This is a genomic window from Methylophaga thalassica (genome assembly GCF_030159795.1).
GTDB lineage: Bacteria > Pseudomonadota > Gammaproteobacteria > Nitrosococcales > Methylophagaceae > Methylophaga > Methylophaga thalassica.
In genome coordinates this window covers 314,701-335,630 of the sequence record NZ_BSND01000003.1, presented here as the reverse complement: position 1 = coordinate 335,630, position 20,930 = coordinate 314,701, and the positions used below count along the sequence as shown (strand labels likewise).

At 48.6% G+C, this 20,930-nt stretch carries 24 protein-coding genes; 4 read left to right on the top strand and 20 right to left on the bottom strand.

What is annotated here, in order from left to right:
• Positions 1 to 36: 36 nt before the first annotated feature.
• The 11 genes from QQL60_RS01735 to merR all read right to left on the bottom strand — a co-directional run bounded on the left by QQL60_RS01735 (position 37) and on the right by merR (position 6,647).
• Entirely contained in the window at positions 37 to 423 is a 387-nt protein-coding gene (locus tag QQL60_RS01735) for an Hsp20/alpha crystallin family protein (protein WP_284722210.1), read from the bottom strand.
• A gap of 51 nt (positions 424 to 474) precedes the next feature.
• Positions 475 to 918: an Hsp20/alpha crystallin family protein gene (locus QQL60_RS01730; RefSeq protein WP_284722209.1), complete on the bottom strand. Its 444-nt coding sequence runs from the start codon at positions 916 to 918 to the stop codon at positions 475 to 477.
• Positions 919 to 1,149: 231 nt separating this feature from the next.
• Positions 1,150 to 2,592 (bottom strand): cardiolipin synthase, encoded by a 1,443-nt coding sequence (cls, locus tag QQL60_RS01725; protein ID WP_284722208.1) that lies wholly within the window; start codon positions 2,590 to 2,592, stop codon positions 1,150 to 1,152.
• 30 nt (positions 2,593 to 2,622) lie between these two features.
• Positions 2,623 to 3,144, bottom strand: a complete 522-nt coding sequence (locus tag QQL60_RS01720) for an AAA-type ATPase lid domain-containing protein (protein ID WP_284722601.1) — start codon at positions 3,142 to 3,144, stop codon at positions 2,623 to 2,625.
• On the bottom strand, positions 3,090 to 3,866 hold the full coding sequence (locus tag QQL60_RS01715; protein WP_284722207.1) for a hypothetical protein: 777 nt from the start codon (positions 3,864 to 3,866) through the stop codon (positions 3,090 to 3,092). The genes QQL60_RS01720 and QQL60_RS01715 overlap by 55 nt, the downstream gene beginning before the upstream one ends.
• Before the next feature lie 36 nt (positions 3,867 to 3,902).
• The gene (locus tag QQL60_RS01710; RefSeq protein ID WP_284722206.1) at positions 3,903 to 4,562 is read right to left on the bottom strand and encodes a hypothetical protein; all 660 of its coding nucleotides are present in this window, start codon (positions 4,560 to 4,562) and stop codon (positions 3,903 to 3,905) included.
• Between the two features lie 266 nt (positions 4,563 to 4,828).
• Entirely contained in the window at positions 4,829 to 5,098 is a 270-nt protein-coding gene (locus tag QQL60_RS01705; RefSeq protein ID WP_284722205.1) for a hypothetical protein, read from the bottom strand.
• A 163-nt stretch (positions 5,099 to 5,261) separates the two neighbouring features.
• Complete coding sequence (locus QQL60_RS01700; protein ID WP_284722204.1) at positions 5,262 to 5,492, bottom strand: GDCCVxC domain-containing (seleno)protein; 231 nt, start codon at positions 5,490 to 5,492, stop codon at positions 5,262 to 5,264.
• Positions 5,489 to 5,776 carry a mercury resistance system periplasmic binding protein MerP gene (merP, locus tag QQL60_RS01695; RefSeq protein ID WP_284722203.1) on the bottom strand — a complete coding sequence of 96 codons (288 nt, stop codon included), beginning with the start codon at positions 5,774 to 5,776 and terminating at the stop codon, positions 5,489 to 5,491. Before merP ends, QQL60_RS01700 begins: the two co-directional genes overlap by 4 nt.
• A 41-nt stretch (positions 5,777 to 5,817) precedes the next feature.
• Positions 5,818 to 6,177 (bottom strand): mercuric transporter MerT family protein, encoded by a 360-nt coding sequence (locus tag QQL60_RS01690; protein WP_284722202.1) that lies wholly within the window; start codon positions 6,175 to 6,177, stop codon positions 5,818 to 5,820.
• 71 nt (positions 6,178 to 6,248) lie between these two features.
• The gene (gene merR, locus QQL60_RS01685) at positions 6,249 to 6,647 is read right to left on the bottom strand and encodes a mercury resistance transcriptional regulator MerR (RefSeq protein WP_284722201.1); all 399 of its coding nucleotides are present in this window, start codon (positions 6,645 to 6,647) and stop codon (positions 6,249 to 6,251) included.
• A gap of 190 nt (positions 6,648 to 6,837) precedes the next feature.
• Between merR and QQL60_RS01680 the strand changes: the two genes are divergently transcribed.
• From QQL60_RS01680 to QQL60_RS01665, 4 genes are read left to right on the top strand one after another with little or no spacing between them, the layout of a single operon-like run.
• Positions 6,838 to 7,098: a type II toxin-antitoxin system Phd/YefM family antitoxin gene (locus QQL60_RS01680; RefSeq protein ID WP_284722200.1), complete on the top strand. Its 261-nt coding sequence runs from the start codon at positions 6,838 to 6,840 to the stop codon at positions 7,096 to 7,098.
• A gap of 28 nt (positions 7,099 to 7,126) precedes the next feature.
• Positions 7,127 to 7,405, top strand: coding sequence for an arylsulfatase regulator (locus QQL60_RS01675; RefSeq protein ID WP_284722199.1), 279 nt, complete (start codon positions 7,127 to 7,129; stop codon positions 7,403 to 7,405).
• A gap of 9 nt (positions 7,406 to 7,414) precedes the next feature.
• Complete coding sequence (locus QQL60_RS01670) at positions 7,415 to 7,729, top strand: type II toxin-antitoxin system RelE/ParE family toxin (protein ID WP_069945631.1); 315 nt, start codon at positions 7,415 to 7,417, stop codon at positions 7,727 to 7,729.
• A 30-nt stretch (positions 7,730 to 7,759) separates the two neighbouring features.
• The gene (locus QQL60_RS01665) at positions 7,760 to 9,073 is read left to right on the top strand and encodes a DUF4158 domain-containing protein (protein WP_284722198.1); all 1,314 of its coding nucleotides are present in this window, start codon (positions 7,760 to 7,762) and stop codon (positions 9,071 to 9,073) included.
• Positions 9,074 to 9,264: 191 nt separating this feature from the next.
• On the opposite strand, the gene traN is transcribed toward QQL60_RS01665, so the two are convergent.
• The 9 genes from traN to QQL60_RS01620 all read right to left on the bottom strand — a co-directional run bounded on the left by traN (position 9,265) and on the right by QQL60_RS01620 (position 20,930).
• Positions 9,265 to 12,957 carry a conjugal transfer protein TraN gene (traN, locus tag QQL60_RS01660; RefSeq protein ID WP_284722197.1) on the bottom strand — a complete coding sequence of 1,231 codons (3,693 nt, stop codon included), beginning with the start codon at positions 12,955 to 12,957 and terminating at the stop codon, positions 9,265 to 9,267.
• A gap of 2 nt (positions 12,958 to 12,959) precedes the next feature.
• A complete protein-coding gene (locus tag QQL60_RS01655) occupies positions 12,960 to 13,988 on the bottom strand; it encodes a TraU family protein (protein WP_064663792.1) in 1,029 nt (342 codons plus the stop codon).
• Positions 13,972 to 15,096, bottom strand: a complete 1,125-nt coding sequence (locus tag QQL60_RS01650; RefSeq protein WP_284722196.1) for a TrbC family F-type conjugative pilus assembly protein — start codon at positions 15,094 to 15,096, stop codon at positions 13,972 to 13,974. The genes QQL60_RS01655 and QQL60_RS01650 overlap by 17 nt, the downstream gene beginning before the upstream one ends.
• A gap of 10 nt (positions 15,097 to 15,106) precedes the next feature.
• Positions 15,107 to 15,619, bottom strand: a complete 513-nt coding sequence (locus QQL60_RS01645; RefSeq protein ID WP_284722195.1) for a S26 family signal peptidase — start codon at positions 15,617 to 15,619, stop codon at positions 15,107 to 15,109.
• Positions 15,603 to 15,950 (bottom strand): hypothetical protein, encoded by a 348-nt coding sequence (locus tag QQL60_RS01640; protein WP_015066569.1) that lies wholly within the window; start codon positions 15,948 to 15,950, stop codon positions 15,603 to 15,605. The genes QQL60_RS01645 and QQL60_RS01640 overlap by 17 nt, the downstream gene beginning before the upstream one ends.
• Positions 15,943 to 18,342: a type IV secretion system protein TraC gene (gene traC, locus QQL60_RS01635; RefSeq protein ID WP_024008831.1), complete on the bottom strand. Its 2,400-nt coding sequence runs from the start codon at positions 18,340 to 18,342 to the stop codon at positions 15,943 to 15,945. Before traC ends, QQL60_RS01640 begins: the two co-directional genes overlap by 8 nt.
• The gene (locus QQL60_RS01630) at positions 18,342 to 19,034 is read right to left on the bottom strand and encodes a DsbC family protein (RefSeq protein ID WP_045611031.1); all 693 of its coding nucleotides are present in this window, start codon (positions 19,032 to 19,034) and stop codon (positions 18,342 to 18,344) included. Before QQL60_RS01630 ends, traC begins: the two co-directional genes overlap by 1 nt.
• A 131-nt stretch (positions 19,035 to 19,165) precedes the next feature.
• Complete coding sequence (locus tag QQL60_RS01625; protein WP_284722194.1) at positions 19,166 to 20,104, bottom strand: nucleotidyl transferase AbiEii/AbiGii toxin family protein; 939 nt, start codon at positions 20,102 to 20,104, stop codon at positions 19,166 to 19,168.
• Positions 20,097 to 20,930, bottom strand: a complete 834-nt coding sequence (locus QQL60_RS01620; RefSeq protein ID WP_431356877.1) for a type IV toxin-antitoxin system AbiEi family antitoxin — start codon at positions 20,928 to 20,930, stop codon at positions 20,097 to 20,099. Before QQL60_RS01620 ends, QQL60_RS01625 begins: the two co-directional genes overlap by 8 nt.

Below are 20,930 nucleotides of genomic sequence, written 5' to 3'. Positions count from 1 at the left end.
AAGGCGGTACAGCTCAAGGCTGCACCGCTAAAGTAATCAACCGGCTTTTATTTCAATCTTGCGTGGCTGCACTTCTTCTCGCTTGGGGATGGTCAGCGTCAATTCACCATTTTTCATTTCGGCATTAATGTTTCCCGTTTCCAACTCACTGCTGAGAGCAAAGCTGCGTACATAACGAGTTCCGTTCACATCTGCATAAAGCGCCGTCATACTTTCCGGCATATCAATATCCAGCGTGGCCTCTATAGTCAGTGTTTCGCCGTCGAGCTCGATACCAAGCCCCTCTTTTGATACACCCGGAAGATCTGCTTTTAGGGTGATACCCTTAGCGTCTTCATAGATGTCTACTGATGGACGCAATATCACTTCGTTCTTAACTTCAGCAGCTGACTCTGCTGGCTGCACAGTTTTGCTGTCGCTCATTTTTCTTACTCCTTCAATACCTGATTATTAATACTGGTATGTTTGTAGAATTTATTTGACTTCAATCTTGCGTGGCTGAACTTCCTCTTTGCGCTGCACAACAATATGCAAAACGCCGTCTCGATAGGTGGCTTCAACCGCATCAGGGTTGACATCCTCAGGCAACGCAAGTGTGCGCTTAAAAGCACCACTGAATCGCTCTCGCCGATAGGCTTGTACGCCCTCTGCCAACTGGAGCTTGCGTTCCCCTGCTATTGTCAGCAGGTTTTGTTGCAATGAAATCTGCAGTTGCTCGGGGTCAAGGCCAGCAGCAAACACATAAACATCTACCTGCTTAGTTGATGCGCCAACGTTGATTGCCGGGTATGTGCCCGCTGCAACCGAACGAATCCCGGCAGCCCCCGCAGACTCACCGAATAGCCGATTCATTTGTCGGCGCAATTGATCAAATTGACTGAAAAAATCGTTGTCGAAGCCTGTTAGATAACCAGCCATATTCCTCTCCTTCTACTAAAAAGTGATCAGTAAACCACGCCCTGCGAGACAAGGCAGGACTTATACAGCAACCACCATGCCAACACTATACTATTGTTTTTAAAGGATTATTTTTCAAGCGACGATTATTGCAAGGCCAATATGGCCGATATGGCCACCCCGGCAGCGGCCATGTTGGCCGCAGGCTATTCTTCTGAACTGAAAATGGAGGCTGTCGCCAAATGCGACTTGTTAAAGTAGCGGACTAAGGAGGTGAGCCAGGCTGATGACCATGCGATCTCCATAGCCAACACGATCAAGGTCTGATCTAAAAACACGGTCACTGGAAGCAAGCAAACCTTCGTACCAAGCTTGCAGCTGGCGGCATAAGCTTTCTGAGGAAAGGACAGCGCTCAACTCAAAGTTCAGCTTAAAGCTACGGGAGTCCAGGTTGGCACTACCGATGAGCACTCCCTGATTATCAATCAGTGTCGCTTTGGCATGCAGCATGCCACGGTATTCGTTAATTAGAACGCCAGCCTCCAACAATTCCGTGTAATAAGCACGCGAAGCCCGTTGACACAAGCGTGAGTCACTGTCCCTAGGTACGAGAATTCTGACATCCACCCCACGATAAACGGCTGTTCGCAGTGCTAATAGTAAGGCTTCATCGGGGATAAAGTAGGGTGTTGCTATCCAGAGTCGTGAACGCGCCTGAGTGATGGTCAAAAATACCATCTCACGTGTGGCATTGAAATGTTGGTCTGGCCCACTTGCTATCACCGAACAGGTCGCAGTATCGCTAACAGTGTGGTGGAGATCATAACGACAGAAATAGTCGGCGTCCGTTAACTCTTCACCGGTACAATAAAACCAGTCTTCCACAAATACCTCTTGCAACTGATTCACTCCCGCCCCGGACAACGTTATGCCAATATCCTGCCACGCCAGGTATTCGTCACCCACATTGATTCCACCGGTATAGGCGGCATGACCATCAGCAATCAGTAGTTTTCGATGATTACGAAAGTTGAGCAAAGGGGCGCGAAGAAGTGTTACAGGTAGAAATTTCGCAACTTTCCCGCCAGCGTGGATTAACGCCTCAAAAAAATCATTCGGGAGATCGAATGATCCCACCGCATCATAGAGCACTCGAACCGAAACGCCCTGTTGCGCTTTCACGATCAATTGATCGCGTAGCGTCCGGCCTACCTTGTCATCACACCAAATGTAAAATAATAAATGAAGATGATAATTTGCTTGCTCTACCAGCTCATACCATGCCTGATGGGCATTTTTCGCTCCCTCCAAAAGCACGACGTTATTGCCTGTAGTAGGAGGAAACACGCCCTCCTGAAGCGCCAAAGGCAGTTGGCTAACTGGAAGAGCAGACATGGAGGCAAGGAACGATTCGCCGGAAAGCTGATCAAGCCGGTTTCGAGTTTCACGTAACCCCTTTGAAGTTAACTGCCCAGCTTCTCGCTTCCGTTTGCTTCGTCGCTGCAAATGGGTACGACCGAAACACCACCAGACAAGTGTAGAAAGAAACGGCAGGGCAAACAGCGCCAGAAGCCAGCTTAAGGCAGCTATTGGACGACCGGCACGATGAAACAGAACACTGGGCACTGTGAAGCAAGCGGCAAGCCAGGAGCTTACCCACAATATCTCTCCCACTGACCAATCAACAGCATCCATTACTTTTAAACACAAGCTAACCTTTTCAGGCTAATTACCATTCAGCTTACGGCGAAGTGTACGCTCCCCAATGCCTAATAACTCTGCTGCTTTACTACGATTAAAGTTCGCCTGTTTCAACGCCGCATCAATGAGTAGCCATTCCGCATCGGCTAGTGTTGTACCCTTAGGAATAAATACGCCTTCATCCACGGGGCCAGCCCGCTGGCTACTACTTTTAGGCAATAGCCGCCGAATGAGTTCAGCACTGATCTCCCGAACACCGGTTGGCAAGCGAACCGATAGCCTCGTCATCATGTTGCGTAACTCACGCACATTACCAGGCCAATGATAGGCTTTCAGAGCAGCCAACGCTTCGTCGGAAAATACCGGAGTAATAACCGGGCCACCTTCATTCTTTATATCTTGCTCAAGCTGCTTCTTCAAAAAAGCGCTGGCCAACATTTCGATATCCGCTGAACGGTCGCGCAAACGGGGAATAAACAGTGGCAACACATTCAAGCGAAACAATAAATCTTCTCGAAACTGACCCGCAGCAGCACTTTCTTCCAGGTTTCTGTGGGTAGCGGCAATGATACGTACATCGACAACGATTTCTTTTTCTCCACCCGCTGGTAAATCCCCTGGAAATGACTCTCCAGATTGCGTGTCGTACGCATGGCGAAGAGAGTTATTAACACGGCCAGGGCGATACTGACAGCGCCCGCCAGAGCAAACAATAATATGGCATGGTTGATTGCTGACAATTGCCGATCCAGATCATCCAGCAGGGTTTGACGGTCAAAGGAGAACTCCAAGCGCGTCAAAGACTGGCCTGGCGCACTCACATCAAAGCTGTATTTAAATAACTCCCCTGTCTCTTCCTGAAAGCGCTTGCTGCTATCAACCTGTGACTCCTGCCTTGCTGCGGTGGCATCTTCCGCAAGCGCGTTTACAGCGTCCCCCTTCATGTTAGGGAGAAGTTGGTACCCCTGCTCTTTATCCCTCACCGTAATATTGCGTAAGGAATCCAGCTTATTATATAGCTTGTTTACATCATCAATCAGCCATGACTGGCTCTCACGAGCGGCGCTGATCGCGTCAGTCTCACGTAAACGTTCTGCCAAAGGCTGGATATTCACCATCAGCTTGTTAATAAGAATCGCCGTTTCAGCGGACTTTACCTCCCCATAAAGCCAAAAACTGCCTCCCCCAACTACCAGCAAATAGAGCAAAAGCAGTAAGGTATAGGGTAAAGCAATGAGACGTGTGATGGCGAGTTTGGATCGGATCATAGGCGGCAATAGTCCAGTTCTGTTCCCTTCAACTGCTTACTCCTTTTCTGAATTATGGGTGTTTGACGGATCGATAATGCGCACGGGGCTAGGCACATCGTCATCCCAATTCTCACGTAGCGTTTTTAAGTTGTTACGCCAGGCGTCTGCATCCCCATAGTCGAAGAAGCGAGCCGTTCGTTGATGACTATCGCGTAGCTTACGAGCATGTTTAATAGGGCACCAGAATTGCTCGGTCCGCGCCGTAATTTCACGCGCATAGGACATTAAACCATTGCCATACCCACAATACACACAATTGAGTTTTTCTACCATATTCAGGTAACTGAGATAATGGCGGTCAATGGCGATATAATCGCTGCGCTTTACACGAGGGATACCATAAACCCGAAAACAAACCTGTTGATAAAAGGTAATGGTTAAGTCCAGCAAAACGAGAGGAACGATCATGCCATATATCACCGGAGCAGATAAAATCACTTTCCACGGTGCATTTTTAATGTAGCGCCAAGAGCCTAATCGCTGCTTTCGCTGCAAATTTCGTACGTTTTTTTCGAAGATAATACGGCCGTGACGAAGCGTATAATGGAATTGCTTGCGCTTCTCCGCGACCAAGCGATCCAGTTCTTGCGCCAGATCATCTTCGGCTTTACGTAAGCGCTGTAGAATTTCGTCCAGTTTGGAATGATTAGTCATTGGTGATGGCTACTGTATTAATTTTACTTCTTGACATTATCATGGTGTCAATTATTTGTCATTTAATCAGCTTTGCTGAAGTATGAGGCTTTTCGATATATGCCTGAATTATAACGCCTATTCGCTACTGTATCTCACTGAACCCAAATATGGTGACGGCGACGGTCGTCGGGAGCGGGCTGAATTTCCCGTACACACAAACAAAATGGATCGCTTCATGTTGTACCGCCTTGAATCTGATAAGGGGGCTTTTAAAGCTCCGCGGTTTACTGGTTTTTATACGCTTTCAAGTACGCGTCCAGCGTGGCCTGATCGGCTGACTTGACGGTCATACCATTGGGGCCTGCGCCAATATTGCTAAATTGTTTAGCAGGTTCACCGTGCTTCTTGAACTCCTCAAGCTCTTTTGAGTCTTTTTTGAACACCCACAGGCGCCCATCTTCAATTTCAGTGACAAATCCGGGTAGGTTGTAGTCGCTGGCAACGCTCAGTGCGCTGCAAGCCATCAAGGTGAGTCCTAAAATCATGCGTTTCACGTTGGTATCTCCGTAGATAATCAGGTCAATCAGTTGGAGAGGCCAGCATACATATCTACTATGACATATATGTCGTAACGTATATACTGATAAGTGTATATGAATTGGTTTTATCTCAAATTCACCGTTAGGTTCTATGTTGAAGTCGCTTCTTCACGGGCAGTCAGCAGCAAGACCCATTACCGTGATTATCTGAGGCGCATTGAATGGGTGGGCATGGTACGGAGCCATAGGAGCAATACACACAACAGTCACCTGGCAATGGCTTCAGTAGGCTATGGCAGTGTTCGCACTCATAGAACCACTGGCAGGCATCCGTTGGCATGGTTTCGATCTTCTTATGGCCACATTCCGGACAGGTCAGTTCCGATTGTAAAATCACATTTGAGGTCATGGTGTTTCTGTTTCCACAAGGGTTGATGGATAACCGGCTTGGGTTGTCGCTTCCATGAGCTTCCCTGCGCTGGTCTGAGTATCCTCAAAAGTGACCACAGCCTGCTTGTGTTCGTAGCTGACCTCGGCTTCCGTAACGCCACTTACTTTGTTAAGGGCTTTCTTGACTGTGATCGGACACATCGCGCAGTTCATGGTTGGCAGGCTCAACGTAACGGTCTGAGGTTTAGCCCAGGCTGACGAGCTGGCAAGGGTGAGTAAAAGGGCTATTGCGATTTTGTGCATGATTCACTCCAGTGTTATCCAATGTCTTGGGCAACCGATTTTTAAACCATCAGGGGAATCCAGTAGCTGCTGGTGACAAGAATCAGCGCGATGATGGTCGTGATCCAGAAAATTACCCGCCGGCGCTTGTGCGTTTGCGGTACGGCGCAGGCGGTGCCCGGCTCGCAGGCCTCAACGGGACGGTGGATCTGCCAGCCCGCCCAACCAAACAGCAACACCACGATCACAATAAAGACGGGACGATACGGCTCCAGCTGGGTCAAGTTTCCGATCCAGGCACCACTGATCCCCAGTGTGAGTAAAACGAACGGGCCAACGCAGCAAAGACTGGCGCCAACCGCAGCCAGCACACCGCCTATCAGGGGTAAATTATTTTTGGTGAATTCGTCTTTTGCGGGCATGGCGGACTCCATGAAATGCATTCAATGAAGTCAGTGTAAACGCCGTACTCTGGTACGGAGTCAAGTCCGACTTAGGAAAGGTCTGAATCAGGTTGCAACGACTCCACAATCGGACAGGCGGTGTTGTCGGGATTGGTGCGGCACTGGATGATTAGATCCTCTAAAACGCGCTCCAGTCGGCACAGGTCGTTGATTTTTGCCCGCACGCTGACCAGTTTACCTTCCGCCAGTTCCTGGACCTCCGAGCAATGAGATTCACCCAGTGCCAGCAGGTTGGTGATTTCCTCCAGAGAGAACCCCAGCTCCTGGGCGCGTTTAATAAAACGAATCCGGTTCAACGTGGTTTCTGGATAGCGGCGGTAACCTTCTGCTGGCTTATCAGGTTGTTCAATAAGACCACGGCGTTCGTAGTAGCGGATGGTTTCGACATTGACGCCCGCAGACTTGGCAAGCTGGCTGATGGTATACATAATGCTCCACTAATACCGTACCTAAGTACGGAGCATTATAGCCTGAAGCCACGACCAGCAATAGGGGGCATTTAACCGCGGTCATCGTACCAAGCGTGGCAAATAAATTGACCGCGTTGGCGTTTTGACGAAGATCGCTCGGTTCGAGTATACTGAACGAATCGAACGATTCATAATGTGGAGCCAGGCAATGGATACACTTTCGGCCAATGAAGCCAAAACCCAGTTTGGCAACCTGCTGCTAAAAGCGCAACGCGCGCCAATCCAGATCAATAAAAACGGCAAGCCCGTTGCCGTGGTTATCTCAATGGATGAGTACGAGAGCATTGAAGCGCTCAAGTTGAGGTTGCTGCAATCAAGGGTTGCGCAGGCAAAAGCCGATATCGCGGCAGGCAACCTGGTCGATGGTGAAGCATTTTTTAATGCATTGGAATCAGGCCATCACGACTAGGAACGATACAATTTCTCGGGGAAGCAAAATGTCTGCTGTCGAACTTAATGCAGAACAACTCCAGATGGTGGAAATCATCCATAACCACGCGCGCCGGTTTCCCTGCAACGAAACCGGCGATGCGCAATTATTACAAACTTGCTATGACTATATGGATGCTTTCAAGCGGGTGATGGACAGCACCTCACGCATCCAAATGGATGACATCTGCCAGCGGTACGATGGCTTTTATCGGTTCGCCAAACTTATGGAAATGCTGGCTCGGGGTATCGCCGATGGCATTGTCGATGTTCCCAAGGATCATTAGCCCGGCCAAATGACTGTATCAAATTACCGCTTAACCCCAGATGCTCAATCTGACCTCATCGACATTCGCCGCTTTACCCTAAAACAATGGGGGGAGGCACAATCGATAAAGTACCTGTCCGAACTCCGGCAAACTCTTCGCCTACTGACGGAAACACCTTCCTTGGGAAAACCCAGGCCGGACGTGGGCGCGGAGGTGTTGAGCTTTCCCCATGTCAGTCATGTCATCTATTACGTGGTGCATGAGCAGCAGTTGGTGGTTTTTGGTGTCCTGCACAAGCGGATGGTACCAATGAATCACCTGGACGGGCGCGAGCTGTTTTGATGATCTGGCCGCATTGAAGCCGCACTCGTGATGGAGAGTATCGAACGTATTCAGCTGTTATCCAGCACGGGAGTCGAAGAGTTATATACTCGCCCAGATTTCAATGCCCATGAACAATGCCTCTATTTTTCATTAAGCACGGCAGAACGCACTGCACTTGAGCAATTTCGCAATACCCAGACCCGTATTCACTTCATTCTGCAATTGGGTTATTTCAAAGCCAAGCAGCAGTTTTTTAACTATTCACTCGATGAAGTCAGTGCCGATGTTGAATATATTGTTGCCACCTACTACAGCGGAACAGATGCGGCGCAGTTCACCGGAAGCCTCTCTCGTGAATATTCACGTAAGCAACGCCAGGCGATACTGTCGCTTTTCGACTACCGAAGCTGGTCACCTCAGTTTACGGCTGTAATAGAATCCCACATCGGTCTGTTATTACGCTACTACCCAAAAGGACACAGTGCCTTCCGGCAGTTACTCACTTTTTTCGATCACCAGAATATAATCATTCCATCCTACCGAACGTTCCAGGACATGTTCAGCCGCGCCTTTGCCACCGAGGAACAGCGGCTAAATAACGCCATCTCTTCCATACCGTCATCCATCAGTGGCCAGCTTATGGCTCTGGTGCGACGAGATGATGGCATCACTGCACTCAACATCATCCGCGCCGATCAAAAAGATTTTCAGTATACGGCGGTCAAATCGGAAGTGGACAAAGCCCTGCGGATTGAGGAGCTGTACGAATTTGCGAAGGGTTTTATTCCGTCCCTGGGCCTGTCAAAGAATGCGGTTCGCTACTACGCCGATATTGCCGAACAGTATGCCGCGTCCCGCTTACGTCGGCTGGGTAAACAGCAACAATGGCTTTATGCGCTGTGCTTTGTTTTCCATCGCTACCAACAGATCATGGATAATCTGATCGTCAGTTTTTGCTATCACACGCGCGCAATCATGGATGCCGGCAAGACCTACGCCTCAATGGCTCACATGGAGCACAGCTCCAAGGTGGTGACCGATTTCCCCAAGTTGGCCAAGTTTTTGAAGTGGTTTCCAAACCGAAGCCCCAACATGAGCCAGGATGAACTGAATGAAGCAGCCTACAGCTTGTTACCCAAAGAACAGTTTTCAGCCATGGCAGAGTTTCTGGAAGGAAAATCTTTTGATAAGAAAGCCGCTTTGTGGGAGTACTATGGTAAATCTTCACGCATATTTGCTTTGTATCTTCGTCCGATATTTACAACAGTCAATTTAGAGTACTACAAGGAAAACAGCTACATCGGTGAACTGATTAATCTATTGAAAGCGCATTATGCCAGTGGAAAGAGCAACAAGGCATGAGTTTCAGATAGTTCTATTCTAAAGCAATCAGGTTACACTTCATGAACTCATGGAACTTAAGTCACTGGCAATACAGAGTGCCAATTTGGTTACTTTAATTCTGTAAATCATTATTAAAGTAACCAATATAGAACATTATGACGAGAGTCATTGGTACTGAACTTTTATCCTCAAGCGTTCTGACAGGACGCTCAATTATTCCCCGAAATTTCTTCCGTCGCCTCCTGGCGTAATTTCTGAGCATCCATTCCGTTTAGCCTTTCAATAGCTCTGTCTGCGGCACTTTGACGGTTTCCATCCACGTTTAGCGTACTTCCTGAGCCTGTGAGTCGTTCCAAATCCAGTGACGGAACTTCAGGTAGGTTGCCCGTGATCGATAAGATACCTATCCATTCATCCAGATTGACTTGGCTCCAATCTACCTGGTTTAACTGACTCGCGGTCAAACCTTCGCAGTTTGGTGACTTTGCACTGCCCCAGCCAAGGCCCAACTGCAGACGAACTTGTTCTTGAATGATCCGTGAAAGCGGCGAAGTAAAGCAGCAATATGACTGCCGTTTCTCAACACAGGCACCTAAGAACTTAGACTTGCAGTAAGAGCCTACATAATGGCAACTCTTCAATACCCGCTTAGCGTTCATTTCAAATTCACTCTGCTCACATTTCCAGATAAGTTGAATGAGGATCATGGTGACTGAATAAATCATGTAGGCCGTCATAACCGTACTCAGAACCGCGCCCGCAGCGCCCCCCAGGGCAAAGTTACCGCCCGAAACAACACCATCGGCTCCAACCGCGCCACCAACGTTACTAAACAGTGCCGATTGCGCCCCCGAACCAAAGGTCGTACCTACCCATTCAGCCGTCTTGTTGGTCAACACCTGCATAAAGCCAGTCGCAGCTTGCTCCGCTCCCGCACCAGCAGCCGTTGATGGCCCAGCCCCCATGAGAGAGTCCCATGCAGACACAAAAGGCTCTTTAACCGCACTCCAGGTACTCGTTATTGGTTCCCTAAGCGTATTCCACGAACCATAGATTGCCGAAGACGGATTCATGGCCATGACTGCCGTATCAAGCTTGTTAACCGCCACTATCATCGTGATGTAGTCCGATAGCGACACGCCAACTGGCTTTTCACAGCAATCCACTATACCGCCAACGGCTTTTTTGCACTGGCCAGCATTACCTTTAAAGACCGTACACTCGACGTTATCTTGGCCATCAGCTCCCGTGCATGACATATCATTGGTCATAAACTGCGCCGCATTAAGCATCGCGGCGGCCTCTGCAAAGTTAGCCTGCTTGATTGACTCTGGCTCTAAACAATCTGTGCCCATACAGCGAACTGGCCCCTCACAGTTGTATTGAGTTTCCATTCGAGCATTTTGCACTTCAACGCTTTGTCCGCAGTCATACACCAAACTTTGGACATAACAGAAGCCTTCATGACCAGCCCCGCCCTCAGTACATTCGGTTCTGACGTACTGGCAGGCCGGATTTTGCTCTAGCGCGGCACACGTATTGGTGGTCGTGTTTTGTCCGTTATTGACGATGGTTTGTGTATTACCATTGGCATCTACCCAGCTATCTGAGCTGCCCATGTTGAACTCTGGATGAGCAGTCGAAGCATTGTAGGTCGCTCTTGCCCTCCAGCATGAGAGCCCCAGTCCATCAGAACTGCCGCGACTGGTTAAATGAGCAGGAGACGAAACTACCGCCGGATAAAGGCTTCCAAGATTGGCCAACTCGCCACTACCAACCGTTAACCCGTCGATTCGTTTTGTGCCCGTATCCAAACACTGCCACTGCACCGCAGTAAACTGATCCGTTTGCATCAAGCATTGGTCTATGCCCGGATCACTTGATTGATGAACAACGTCTTGCTCTAAGTATTTGCCAGAGAAGGCCAATGAAGCGCTCAGTTTCGCAGGAGCCAAGCACTTCTGAACTTCTCGGCTGCAAGTATCGAAATCGACTTTGTTCCAGCCGGATTCACATCTGGAACGAGTGACTTCCTGAGGTTCATGCCACGAAATAATCGACCCATTAACGACCTTACACAATGAACCAACCAAAGTTCCTTTTGGACAGGTCATTTCAGGGTACTTAATCGACGGGTTCGTCTCAGCCACCGTTTCCTTATTGCCCGTCAGTGAGAGTGTCGTTTTCCAGCCATTTGCCTTAGTTGGCGACTCGGTGATTTTTATCTCAGTATTTTGATTATCAAAAACTCTCAGCGTCGCGTTTCCAGTTTGCATGGTGTTGCTGTGCTGTGGAACAAAGCTGAGCGTTTCAGAGCTAAAGCAACCGCGCTCAATGGACCAGCTTTGTTGATGGGTTTCAGCGGATACACGTCGCTCTAACTGACACTGAGTAAGCGTGCTGATCTTTTCGCACACCTGGTAATCCGGTACATGCTTGATTTCAGTGAATGGCGTAATCGTCTGAGTAGGCTCACAGGCCTCAAAACTACTCGGCATAAGATTGGATACCACGCACTTTGGATCGCTGGTTTGCAATCCACAGTCATAGGTATCGGTAAAACGAATGCATTCACCTTTATCATTGGTCTCGGCACATTTTGACGACATGAATCCACAGGAAGGATTTGCTTCAAGCACTTGGCAGACCTGATTTTCAATCCCCTTATAGCTTTCATCATCCACACTGACTTGAACACGCCGACACAAAGGCGATATGCCAGCCACAGGGCTTGGGGCAAAATAGGATTCACAAACTGAAACACCATTGACCACCGTACATCCGTTGGTTGAAGACGGCTGATCCGTGCATTGAATGCTGTAGTCTGAAAACTTAGCCGGGATATCCGCTGCTTGTTCGATACAGGATTGTGGCGACCAACTATCATTCATCACCACCTTGGTTGGATCAAAGCGCACCTTGATGCGTGCATACCCCTCACCACTACCCGTAACCGATACGCGAATTTTTACCGGCACTTCTAAACCTGACTCTACCGCTTTTAGCTTGGCCGTTAGATCGGTATTAGGATTGCGCTCCCAACTGGTACTAAGCTCGCAGCGACCAGCCGTTTCTGGAGGAAAGTTATTATTGGGCCCAGACCAGACTTTCTGATCGCCAAGCCACACCTGCATGTAGTCATCCCATTTGGCGTACTCAAGAACGGCTGAGGTAATCGCATCGGGGTTCACGACTTTGAGTGTGATGGCCTGTTCAAACACTTTACAACGGCCACTCCAGTAGTTGTCGCCAATACGTCCTATCCAAACTTCAAGACACCCCTCACCACAAGAGCGAAGGTTCATCGGCCCTGAAACATGCTCAATAATGCCTGCCGTGTAATCGTGAGTAATAGTGCAGCTGTTAACCGCTGTATTGAGCCTGTCACATTGCTGGTAATTTGGGCTGCCTTCACCTTGAGACTCACAGCCGGGGAAGCTTTGAGTTAATAGATTGGGGTCAGTTTGAACCGCGTCAGTTAATGCCCAAAGCGGATCATTGACCATATCTGGCCGAGACCTGTCTTTGATTTGCTGTAGCGAGCGAAATGCTTCACCCGTAGCGCCACTTTCGGATGCCATGCTCTCTTGGCGCTGCGTCCCCAATTGATTCATACTGGCATCAGAGCCATAAACGCCCATTAAGACATCCAATGAGCCCTGATCCATACCAGGGAAAAGCTCTTGCAAGTTAATCGTCTCATTACCACTGCCATTCGGCACCGACAATGTATTGCCATTGACTGCGGGCATCGTCCAGTTTTGCAGCAATTGCTTACCTTCTTGTTGTCCGCTTAAGCCGGATTGGCGCTGCACATCAGCGGCGACACCATGTAGGGGCAAGCACGCCATAGTGATTGATAAAATACCCGCTAAAACTCGGGTAAAAAGTGTTGGTTTCATAGTTAACCTCCCGAGTTACAGCAGTCTTGCCAGCGCCACAAAATGTAGAGCGCATCTTCTCCGGCACCGGGGATCGTTCGCCACTCTCCCCATTTCATAGTGCTTTCACCAATGACATGCGCACTTTCAGTTTCCGGTACTGGGAAGAACATACTCATCTTGTATTGGGATTTCGGCAGCATGGGTTCGATAACAGGTCGGCATAGCGCACTGTTCCCCATTGTTCGCCTAGCAAGACCACGCCTGTGTTGAGCCGCGATTGCACGCGCCGCTAAATGGCTGGTGTTTTCTGCTAATGAGCCAAAGGCTAAGGTGTGGCCAGATAACGGGTAGAGATGGCCCCAACTGCCAGCACACCAAAACAACTGGTCGATGGGTTTACCAAGCGTTGATGAAGCAGCGTCAGCGGTACAAGCAGATATAGCCAATGGATTGGCAACGGCAGCCGCTTCAGGCTGAGTAAAAAAGGCCAGTTCATCGTTCAGCCATGTTGGGTCCAATTCCGACAAATACATCAAGTCAAAGTCCATGTAACCATCGGCATTGCAATTGCCATCCATGAACAAATCGAGCATGACCAAAAGCGGAAAGGCGTAATAATGGTAATGGTAGAAAGCAAGATCACCGGTATCGTATTCACCTTCACCATGACCACCTTGCAATCGCCTATCACCTAACGGTAAACGAATCCCTCCCAGTGAAGGCGAACAACCTGGCGTTCTGACCAGTTCAATCAAACGCGCTGGCTCCCACATGCTGGTAACAATACCTGGCCTTGGCACACCTAAGTTGTCTTCACATAAGCAAAATGACTTGTTTGATGCGCCGCTTGGGACACTGCCAGAGCCAAGAGGAAGACCGGCAACCCGGATAGGAAAAATGCATGACCAGCAAACATCCGTCAGCAACTTACCCGACAATAAACCCGCGTCTGGGCAGGTCAGTTCGGCTTTTGCAGGAATAGATGCGCCCAGGACAAGCATGACAACGAGAGTCCGCATCAGACGATACGTATTATTGAGCTTTTTCATGAACAAGCTCCTTTGCTGGAATTTCTTCTATTTCAAACGCGAGTCCCTTTGCTTGAACAAACGATGGAGTGACTTGCAGATCAAACCGCTGCTTTAGCGAGGCATTGAGAAGGTAAACCGGACTGTCCAATGTCTTTTCGAGCGCATTGAGGCGATTCCAGCCTTGTGCACGGTCGAGCTGCGTGGTGATAAGCGTAATGCGGCGCAGCGTCCTATCTTGCGTCTCAAGCCAATGCGCTACTGCGTCCACTTCTTCAGCGTTCGACGCATTAAACACCACGAGCTGCTGAGTAAATGGCAAGGCTTTGAGCGGGTTAACACGCGTTCCTGCTGGGATCAATGTTCGACCATTGGCATCCAATAGTGGCCGCTGCATGACGATGGTTGGATCAACCGTTCTTATCCGATACTGCGTGGCTTTGGGTAAGTCAGTGAAAGTTTGGCGAGACCAGAATCGCTCAATGGCTTTTTTCTTTAACGCGCCCAGGTCAAGCGACTGTAAACGCTGCATCGCCACTTGCATCAAATCCGGTTCTAAAATGGAATGAATAGGACCGCGTTGACCCAATGAACCGGTATTGCCTGTTTCAATTTGACGCTGCAACCAGTCCTTGCTGTAAACCCCTAGTGCACTTGCAGTCACCTTGTTATCTTCTATGCGGAAAATGGCAGGCACGCTAGTCACCCGCCAGTGCACAAAGGCTTTCGGATCGATTCGAACCTGAGGAACAGGATCTAGCCCTGTCATCAGCATATGCCAATCACGGATAGCCGCCCCCAAGGTCTTTCCTTCAGGAATTCCCCGAAACAACACAATAGCGCCCGTAGCACTGGCCTCTTTAAAAAGCTGCTTTAGTGAGGAATCCCCCAGTGAGGACGACGCAAATATCAACCATTCATCGTTGTGTTTACGCGACTTAGGTTGTTCAATCGGTGAAAAAGGCTCGATAAATTCAGATGAACCATCCACAGCACTTTGTAAAATGCTGCGGCTCATTTCGACGATCTTTTTGTCCTCATCAGACAACGGATAAGGCTCTTGTGCCCAGGACACTTGAACCCAAGCCAATGGAGCAACCAACAAAAATAAGAGGCATAGTCTTCTCATCTTCCACCTCCTACAAAAGCGGCCAAGCGCGACCGACAATCTGCTCGCGCTTAACGGCATTCCAATAACGGGAGTCGAAACTCGTTGCAGCCTCGCCGGAAAACCAATATTCGTTTTCTTGCAGCGTCAATGAGCGGCTAAATTGTGATTCCGCCACACCAAGACGCTGGGCTAATGCCATGCCGGTAGAGACTTCAGCACCGTTCACCAGCACATGCTCAGGCGTCACATTGACTTCATCCCCAGGCATCCCTGTTAGGCGTTTAAGCATCCGAGTACCGTCGTTATATAACGGAGCGAGTCCTTTTGAGTGGAAGGCATACAAACCATCCTTAACGGGCTCTTTATTCCATAGGTCAATCAGATACACCGTGGTATCAGGCAGGCAGCGCTCTTGCTGGGTATCAATACCTATTCGGTAGCGCATCATGGCGTAGGTGCCTACCAAGGCCATGATTAACGCAAGAACAGTCAACCGGATGAGGTATGGCCGCCAATGCATTCTTTTACGGAGTATCTGCATGAGACACCTCCTTTGAGCCTACTGGCACAAATACGGAATCATCAGCACCCACCACCGCTTGGGCATCCAGCACGATAAAACCGGCTGTTTTTAACTTTTCAATTTGCTGATTGGTCTGAAGCAACCTGGATTCGATGTCTTGTTCGCTGGCATTGGGGCCCAGTGACAACACCGCCTCCCCAAAATCTACGACTGCAATGGGCGTACTTAACGCCAACTGGCTGTGGATGGGTTCGAGTGTTTTCATTAAGAGCCAGCTGGTCATTAAACCGCTACCAGCAATAGACAAAGTAATAGAGGCCATAAATGGCCAAAGCGTGGTCTTATTCATAGCCTCGCTCCTTCAACAACTGAGAGATGGCATCAGCAACAGAAAGGCCTTTGCGCGTTAACTGTTTAATCGCGTTTACATCTTCTGCACGGGACGAGTACAACAGCTTGTGAAACGGATCGACGATGAGGCGGCCAATCCCGGTGCCCATTTCGGTAATAAAGAAAATTTCGGAATAGACACCCGTGACGGTATGAACAGTTTTTAGGTACTCATAACCGCCTTCACCTAGTGGCAAGCGGCCTTCTTTTTTGAGCGCGTTGATGGTTTCGGCTTTTTGGCCAAGCAGGTACATATTGGCCGAGTTTTCAGCGATGGCTTTACCTGTTGGGCTGTCGTACAAATCGTTGACCGACTGCGTTACCGTTACAGCACTGCCGCCATATTTTCGAAATCGACGGTAACCGGTTTCGATGAACTTACCGACATCACCTTGAGTCAGCAGATCCCAGGCTTCGTCGATGAACACAATCTTGCGACGATCCCGCTCACCTAAGTACATCTCTTGTTGGATTTGGTAGATAAGCTGAAGCAACACCACTTGTTGCAAGTGCTTACGCCCCTTGAGCTCTTCTAACTCCAAAACGGTGAAACGGTTTTTGAAGCGAATATTGTTGTGGCCATTAAAGAAGCGGCCATATTCGCCCTGTGTCGTAAACGGATAGAGCTGCTCACCCACGTCTTGCACACGTCGGTCTTCGTGATTTTTTAAAGCCTCTGCCACATCATCAACTAACATGGCACGACCTTTTTTCTCCCACAGTTCACGGGTCTGACGTTTTAAGTTGGCCATCTGAAAATCGGTTAATGACTGCGTAGGTGCGGCCATTGCGGCCAATAACCCAACCAGTACATCCGCTTCTTCGTCATAGTCCTCAACGATTTCAAACGGATTTAAGCAAATGCCACTGTCCCGCCCGAACTGTAAGAACTCACCGTCATAGACTTCACACAGCTTTTCATAAGACCGGCCAACATCAATCACCCAGCATTGCCCGCCTTCTGATAAGTAGGAGGAGATGATTTCGTTCACTAGGAATGACTTACCCGACCCCGATTGCGCCGCGATGCAACAGTTGTAATTACTGCCCGAGTCATAAAGGGACACACTCATGATCTGACCATTACGGGAAACAAAGTTAATCACCGGCGTGCCAGTGCCTTTCCAATCCGCAAACAAAGGCAACAGAGGGATGACATGCCGTGTCGCCATGGTCTTGAATCGAAACAAGTCGTTCATCGCCTGGCGGTCAGCACCAAATGGCAAGGCATTCAGGAAAATGGGCAAACAGAAGTACTTGTCTTCCATCAGCTCAAATCCGAGCTCTTTGAAATAGGTTCGAGCATTTGAAACAGAGCTGATGGACGCTTCTTCCGTTGGTGAAAACAGCGTCAAAGTCATATTTGCACGAATAGGACGATCACCTTCTTGCAAGGCTTCAAAAAGAACATCAAATCCCTTTTTCTTGGCTGCAAGCACCGGCACAAACTTGAGCATCGGGCCATAGGCCTGATTGACCGCCCATTGACGCTTCGTCTCTAAACGAGATCGCATGGCCTCAGCTGAAGGAAAGTGAATGGTGACATTCAGCAAAAAGCTGCCGCGTAAACCTCGACTGCCCGTCATCATATCGCCCGCAAAACTTGCGGCATGACCAAACCAGATCCGCTCAGGCAAGCGCTTAAATGATAAGGTTTTAACTCGGTAATCACCCAGCATCAGACCTTGGCTGTCCACCTTGATAGCTCGGTCATAATCCAACACTTGCTCTCGAAGTGGTTTATCTGCCTCACTGCGGATTGGTGATGGATTGCGCCAAGAAGCATCTTTTCCCCAGTTAAGCTGCGCACTTAATGCCGCGAGCCAGTTTCGGTCAGTCATCTCAGTGACGCGAAAACCAACCGTTGCCAGCGCTTGCGAGAAAGAAGCCCGAAGCGCAGATGCTCGACTCAACTCACGCTCCGTCGGTATAGGACTTTCCAAAGGCAATTTGCAGGTGACGATCAGTTGAAAGTTGCGTACCTGAGTCTGGGTCGATTCTTCTATCGGTTGAACCGTGCCGCCATCGAGGAAATCCGCACGTTTGCGTATCGACGCCCTGAGCAATGGATCGGATTGACGATGCCGTAAACCCATCATGCGCTGAAGGTCGGTTTGAATATCAGGGGATGCGTACAGGCCAAATTGCAGCAAAGTGTCTTTTGGCCAGTCGTTGTTGAGTAGAACATTAACCCTGTCTGCAACAGACTCATCACCACCAGGCAATGGGTCACATAGAAAACCAAAGCCAACACTCTGGTCTTCCATGAAAAACAGTTGCTCATCGTCTGAATAGGCCAATACTGGCAAGAGCTCTGAAGCGCGTTGCCCTGAATACAGAGAGGCTTTCATTAACGCCCCTCCAACCAAGCAGAAAGATCATAAGGACGGCCTCGACTGATGCGACCATCATTGGCGACGATGAAAGGCACACCTTGAATGCCCAGAATTTGAGCGGTCACCAAGGTACGCTGCATTGGCTCTAAGTTGCAGGCATCATCCTGATCTAGGTTACCAATCCGGCCACTGAGCAATGCATCGGTGGCCGCTTTCCTGTCACGCGCACAGCCAAGCTGGCGAACCTGACGCTCTGAATCAGGACCAAGCACTGGCACAGGGAGAATTTGGAAGGTGTATTCTTTGGTTAACGGTAAGGCTTGTTTCAAAAGCTCATGGCAATGCGGACACCGGGGATCAACAAAGACCACCACTTTCTTTTTGCCTTCACCCAGCGTCAGTGGATTCAAATCATCCATTTTTAAGCCAAGACGACTTAAGTCCAGCGTGTTACCCGCTTCACGAATTTCTTCAAGGCTGGTAAGCGGCTTTTTCGACCAGGCATCATAGAGCGTGCCATCAATGACGAACCGGCCACTGTCTGACATGAAAACAATACGGCCATTGCTTTCGACCGCTTTCATACCCGTGACAGGTAAAGAAACCATGCCGTCAATTTTGCCAACGGGCGACACTTCAGACACAGGTTCAGCTTGAACCAAAGGAGACAGCGCAAGCGCCAGAATGATTGGAGATAGTTTTCGCATGAGGAGTCCTCGTTAATGTATATCGAGGCTCCAGTCTATGCAGTTGTCCTATGTGGACTCGGTTAGATAGATTGAAGAAATCGCAATCTAACTAGGGGGCTTATAGCTCGTTGAGGTTTGTTATAAACGAATTACTCGGCGTTTGCGTTAACAAGCCAATCATCAAGCACTTGCTTCAATTTATCTAATTGCTCTTGATGTTTTGCTTGATTCTTTGCCAATTTGTTAATGTTCTGCAACTTCCAACGAATCGCTGGCAAGTCTGCTGCATTAGGATAGTCAAACAATGCCCAGTCAGGTTGCCCTCTTTTGAATGACATAAGGAAAGCATGATCCCTTTCTGTGAAATGTTTTTGCAGTTCAATTAACATCATGGGCCTAACAGAGGCTAAGTCTTCGCATTCAACTTTTTCAAAAGTCATTCCGTCAAATTCTGCCTGAAATTTCTCATTTAGAGGCTGCCAGTTTGGCGACATGACTTCATTAATAGGCCGAGGGTGACTTAATGTATAGGTTAAAAAACCCACCAAAATCTCTCTCGAAATCCCTTCACTGCCAAGTAACATACGCACATCAAATAAGTCGCGAGGATGTTGGCGATCCATTGCAGCACACAATTTTCCACCATACAGATCTGGAAGACTGGCTACCTGAATCTCAGCATAACCAAACTCGTCTTCAACAGACTCTTGAACTGGCATTATTTCTGCACTATGCAATGTACCTCTGGCGACGGGCGACACTTCAATTTTGATCGTCGCAACCGGACTTGATACAACGATTCTCAGTTCATCAGCTTTATTATCCTGAAATGCCGCTCGGATATCTGGTTGAGTATTGATTCTGTCTGTAATCCGTTGCAATGCAGCCCTGACATTAATCAAAGCCTCATCTCTTGGTTCAAGTGGAAGATAAGCAAGATCAATATCTACAGATAACCGAGGAAAATCTCTCACAAATAAATTAATGGCGGTGCCACCTTTAAGTGCAAAAACCGTCTCTGTTGCTACCACAGGAAGCATTCTTATGAGCAAGGAAACCTGTTTGTAATATGGGCTATCTTTATCCATTATGTTGTTCACCTTTTTTGACGCTTAATATCTCTGGCACTGTGATTTGATATCGCTCATCAAAACGTCCTTTTTCGACAACCTGCCGCTTTCCTGCACCCAATTTAATTCTTGTTTCATCTATGCGATTGACCCACTGGTGATCGTAGTATCGACCCAGAAATAGAAATATTCGGTTTGCCTGAACAGAGCTGCTTCGTTCAAGAATATCTTGTACTTTTCTAGGGCTAAGATTGACTAAACCCTGAAATAATTCTGCGACATGCTCAAATGAAATCAGCTTCCCAATCCCGTCTACCACTTCATAGGCAGCAAGTTCTGCACAGCTGACAGTGAGTTCTTTCTCTTTAACAGTGATCCTTTTCAAATCTTTCTCGGGATTCACTTCAAGCTTATGGTTTCCACAGTAAAACCAATTCTGATAAGGGAATTCACGAAACCATTTTGGTAAGGACGACTTGTTTTTAACGCAAATCCAAACTTGCTCTTTGTTCAGCTGTAAATAGTGACTCAGTCCCTGGTGAGTTAAGCTGCTCAATCCAGCCAAATGAACTGAAACGCCCAATTGCACATCTAATGCTTGAATGGCATCAACCCAAGTTGGCTTTATATCGCCCTGCGCATCTGGACGATAATACACGCCAGAACATAGCTTCTTTAGCCAACCGTTCTGCGCGTACTTTTGAGCCAACGAGTAGCTCACACCGTTTTCAGTCAGCCATTGCTGAAGTACTAGCGCACCAGGAGAAGTATGAGCAACAAGCCAGTTTATCTTAGATGACATTTTAACACCCAAAGTATGAATATCACGAACAGTATAAACCAT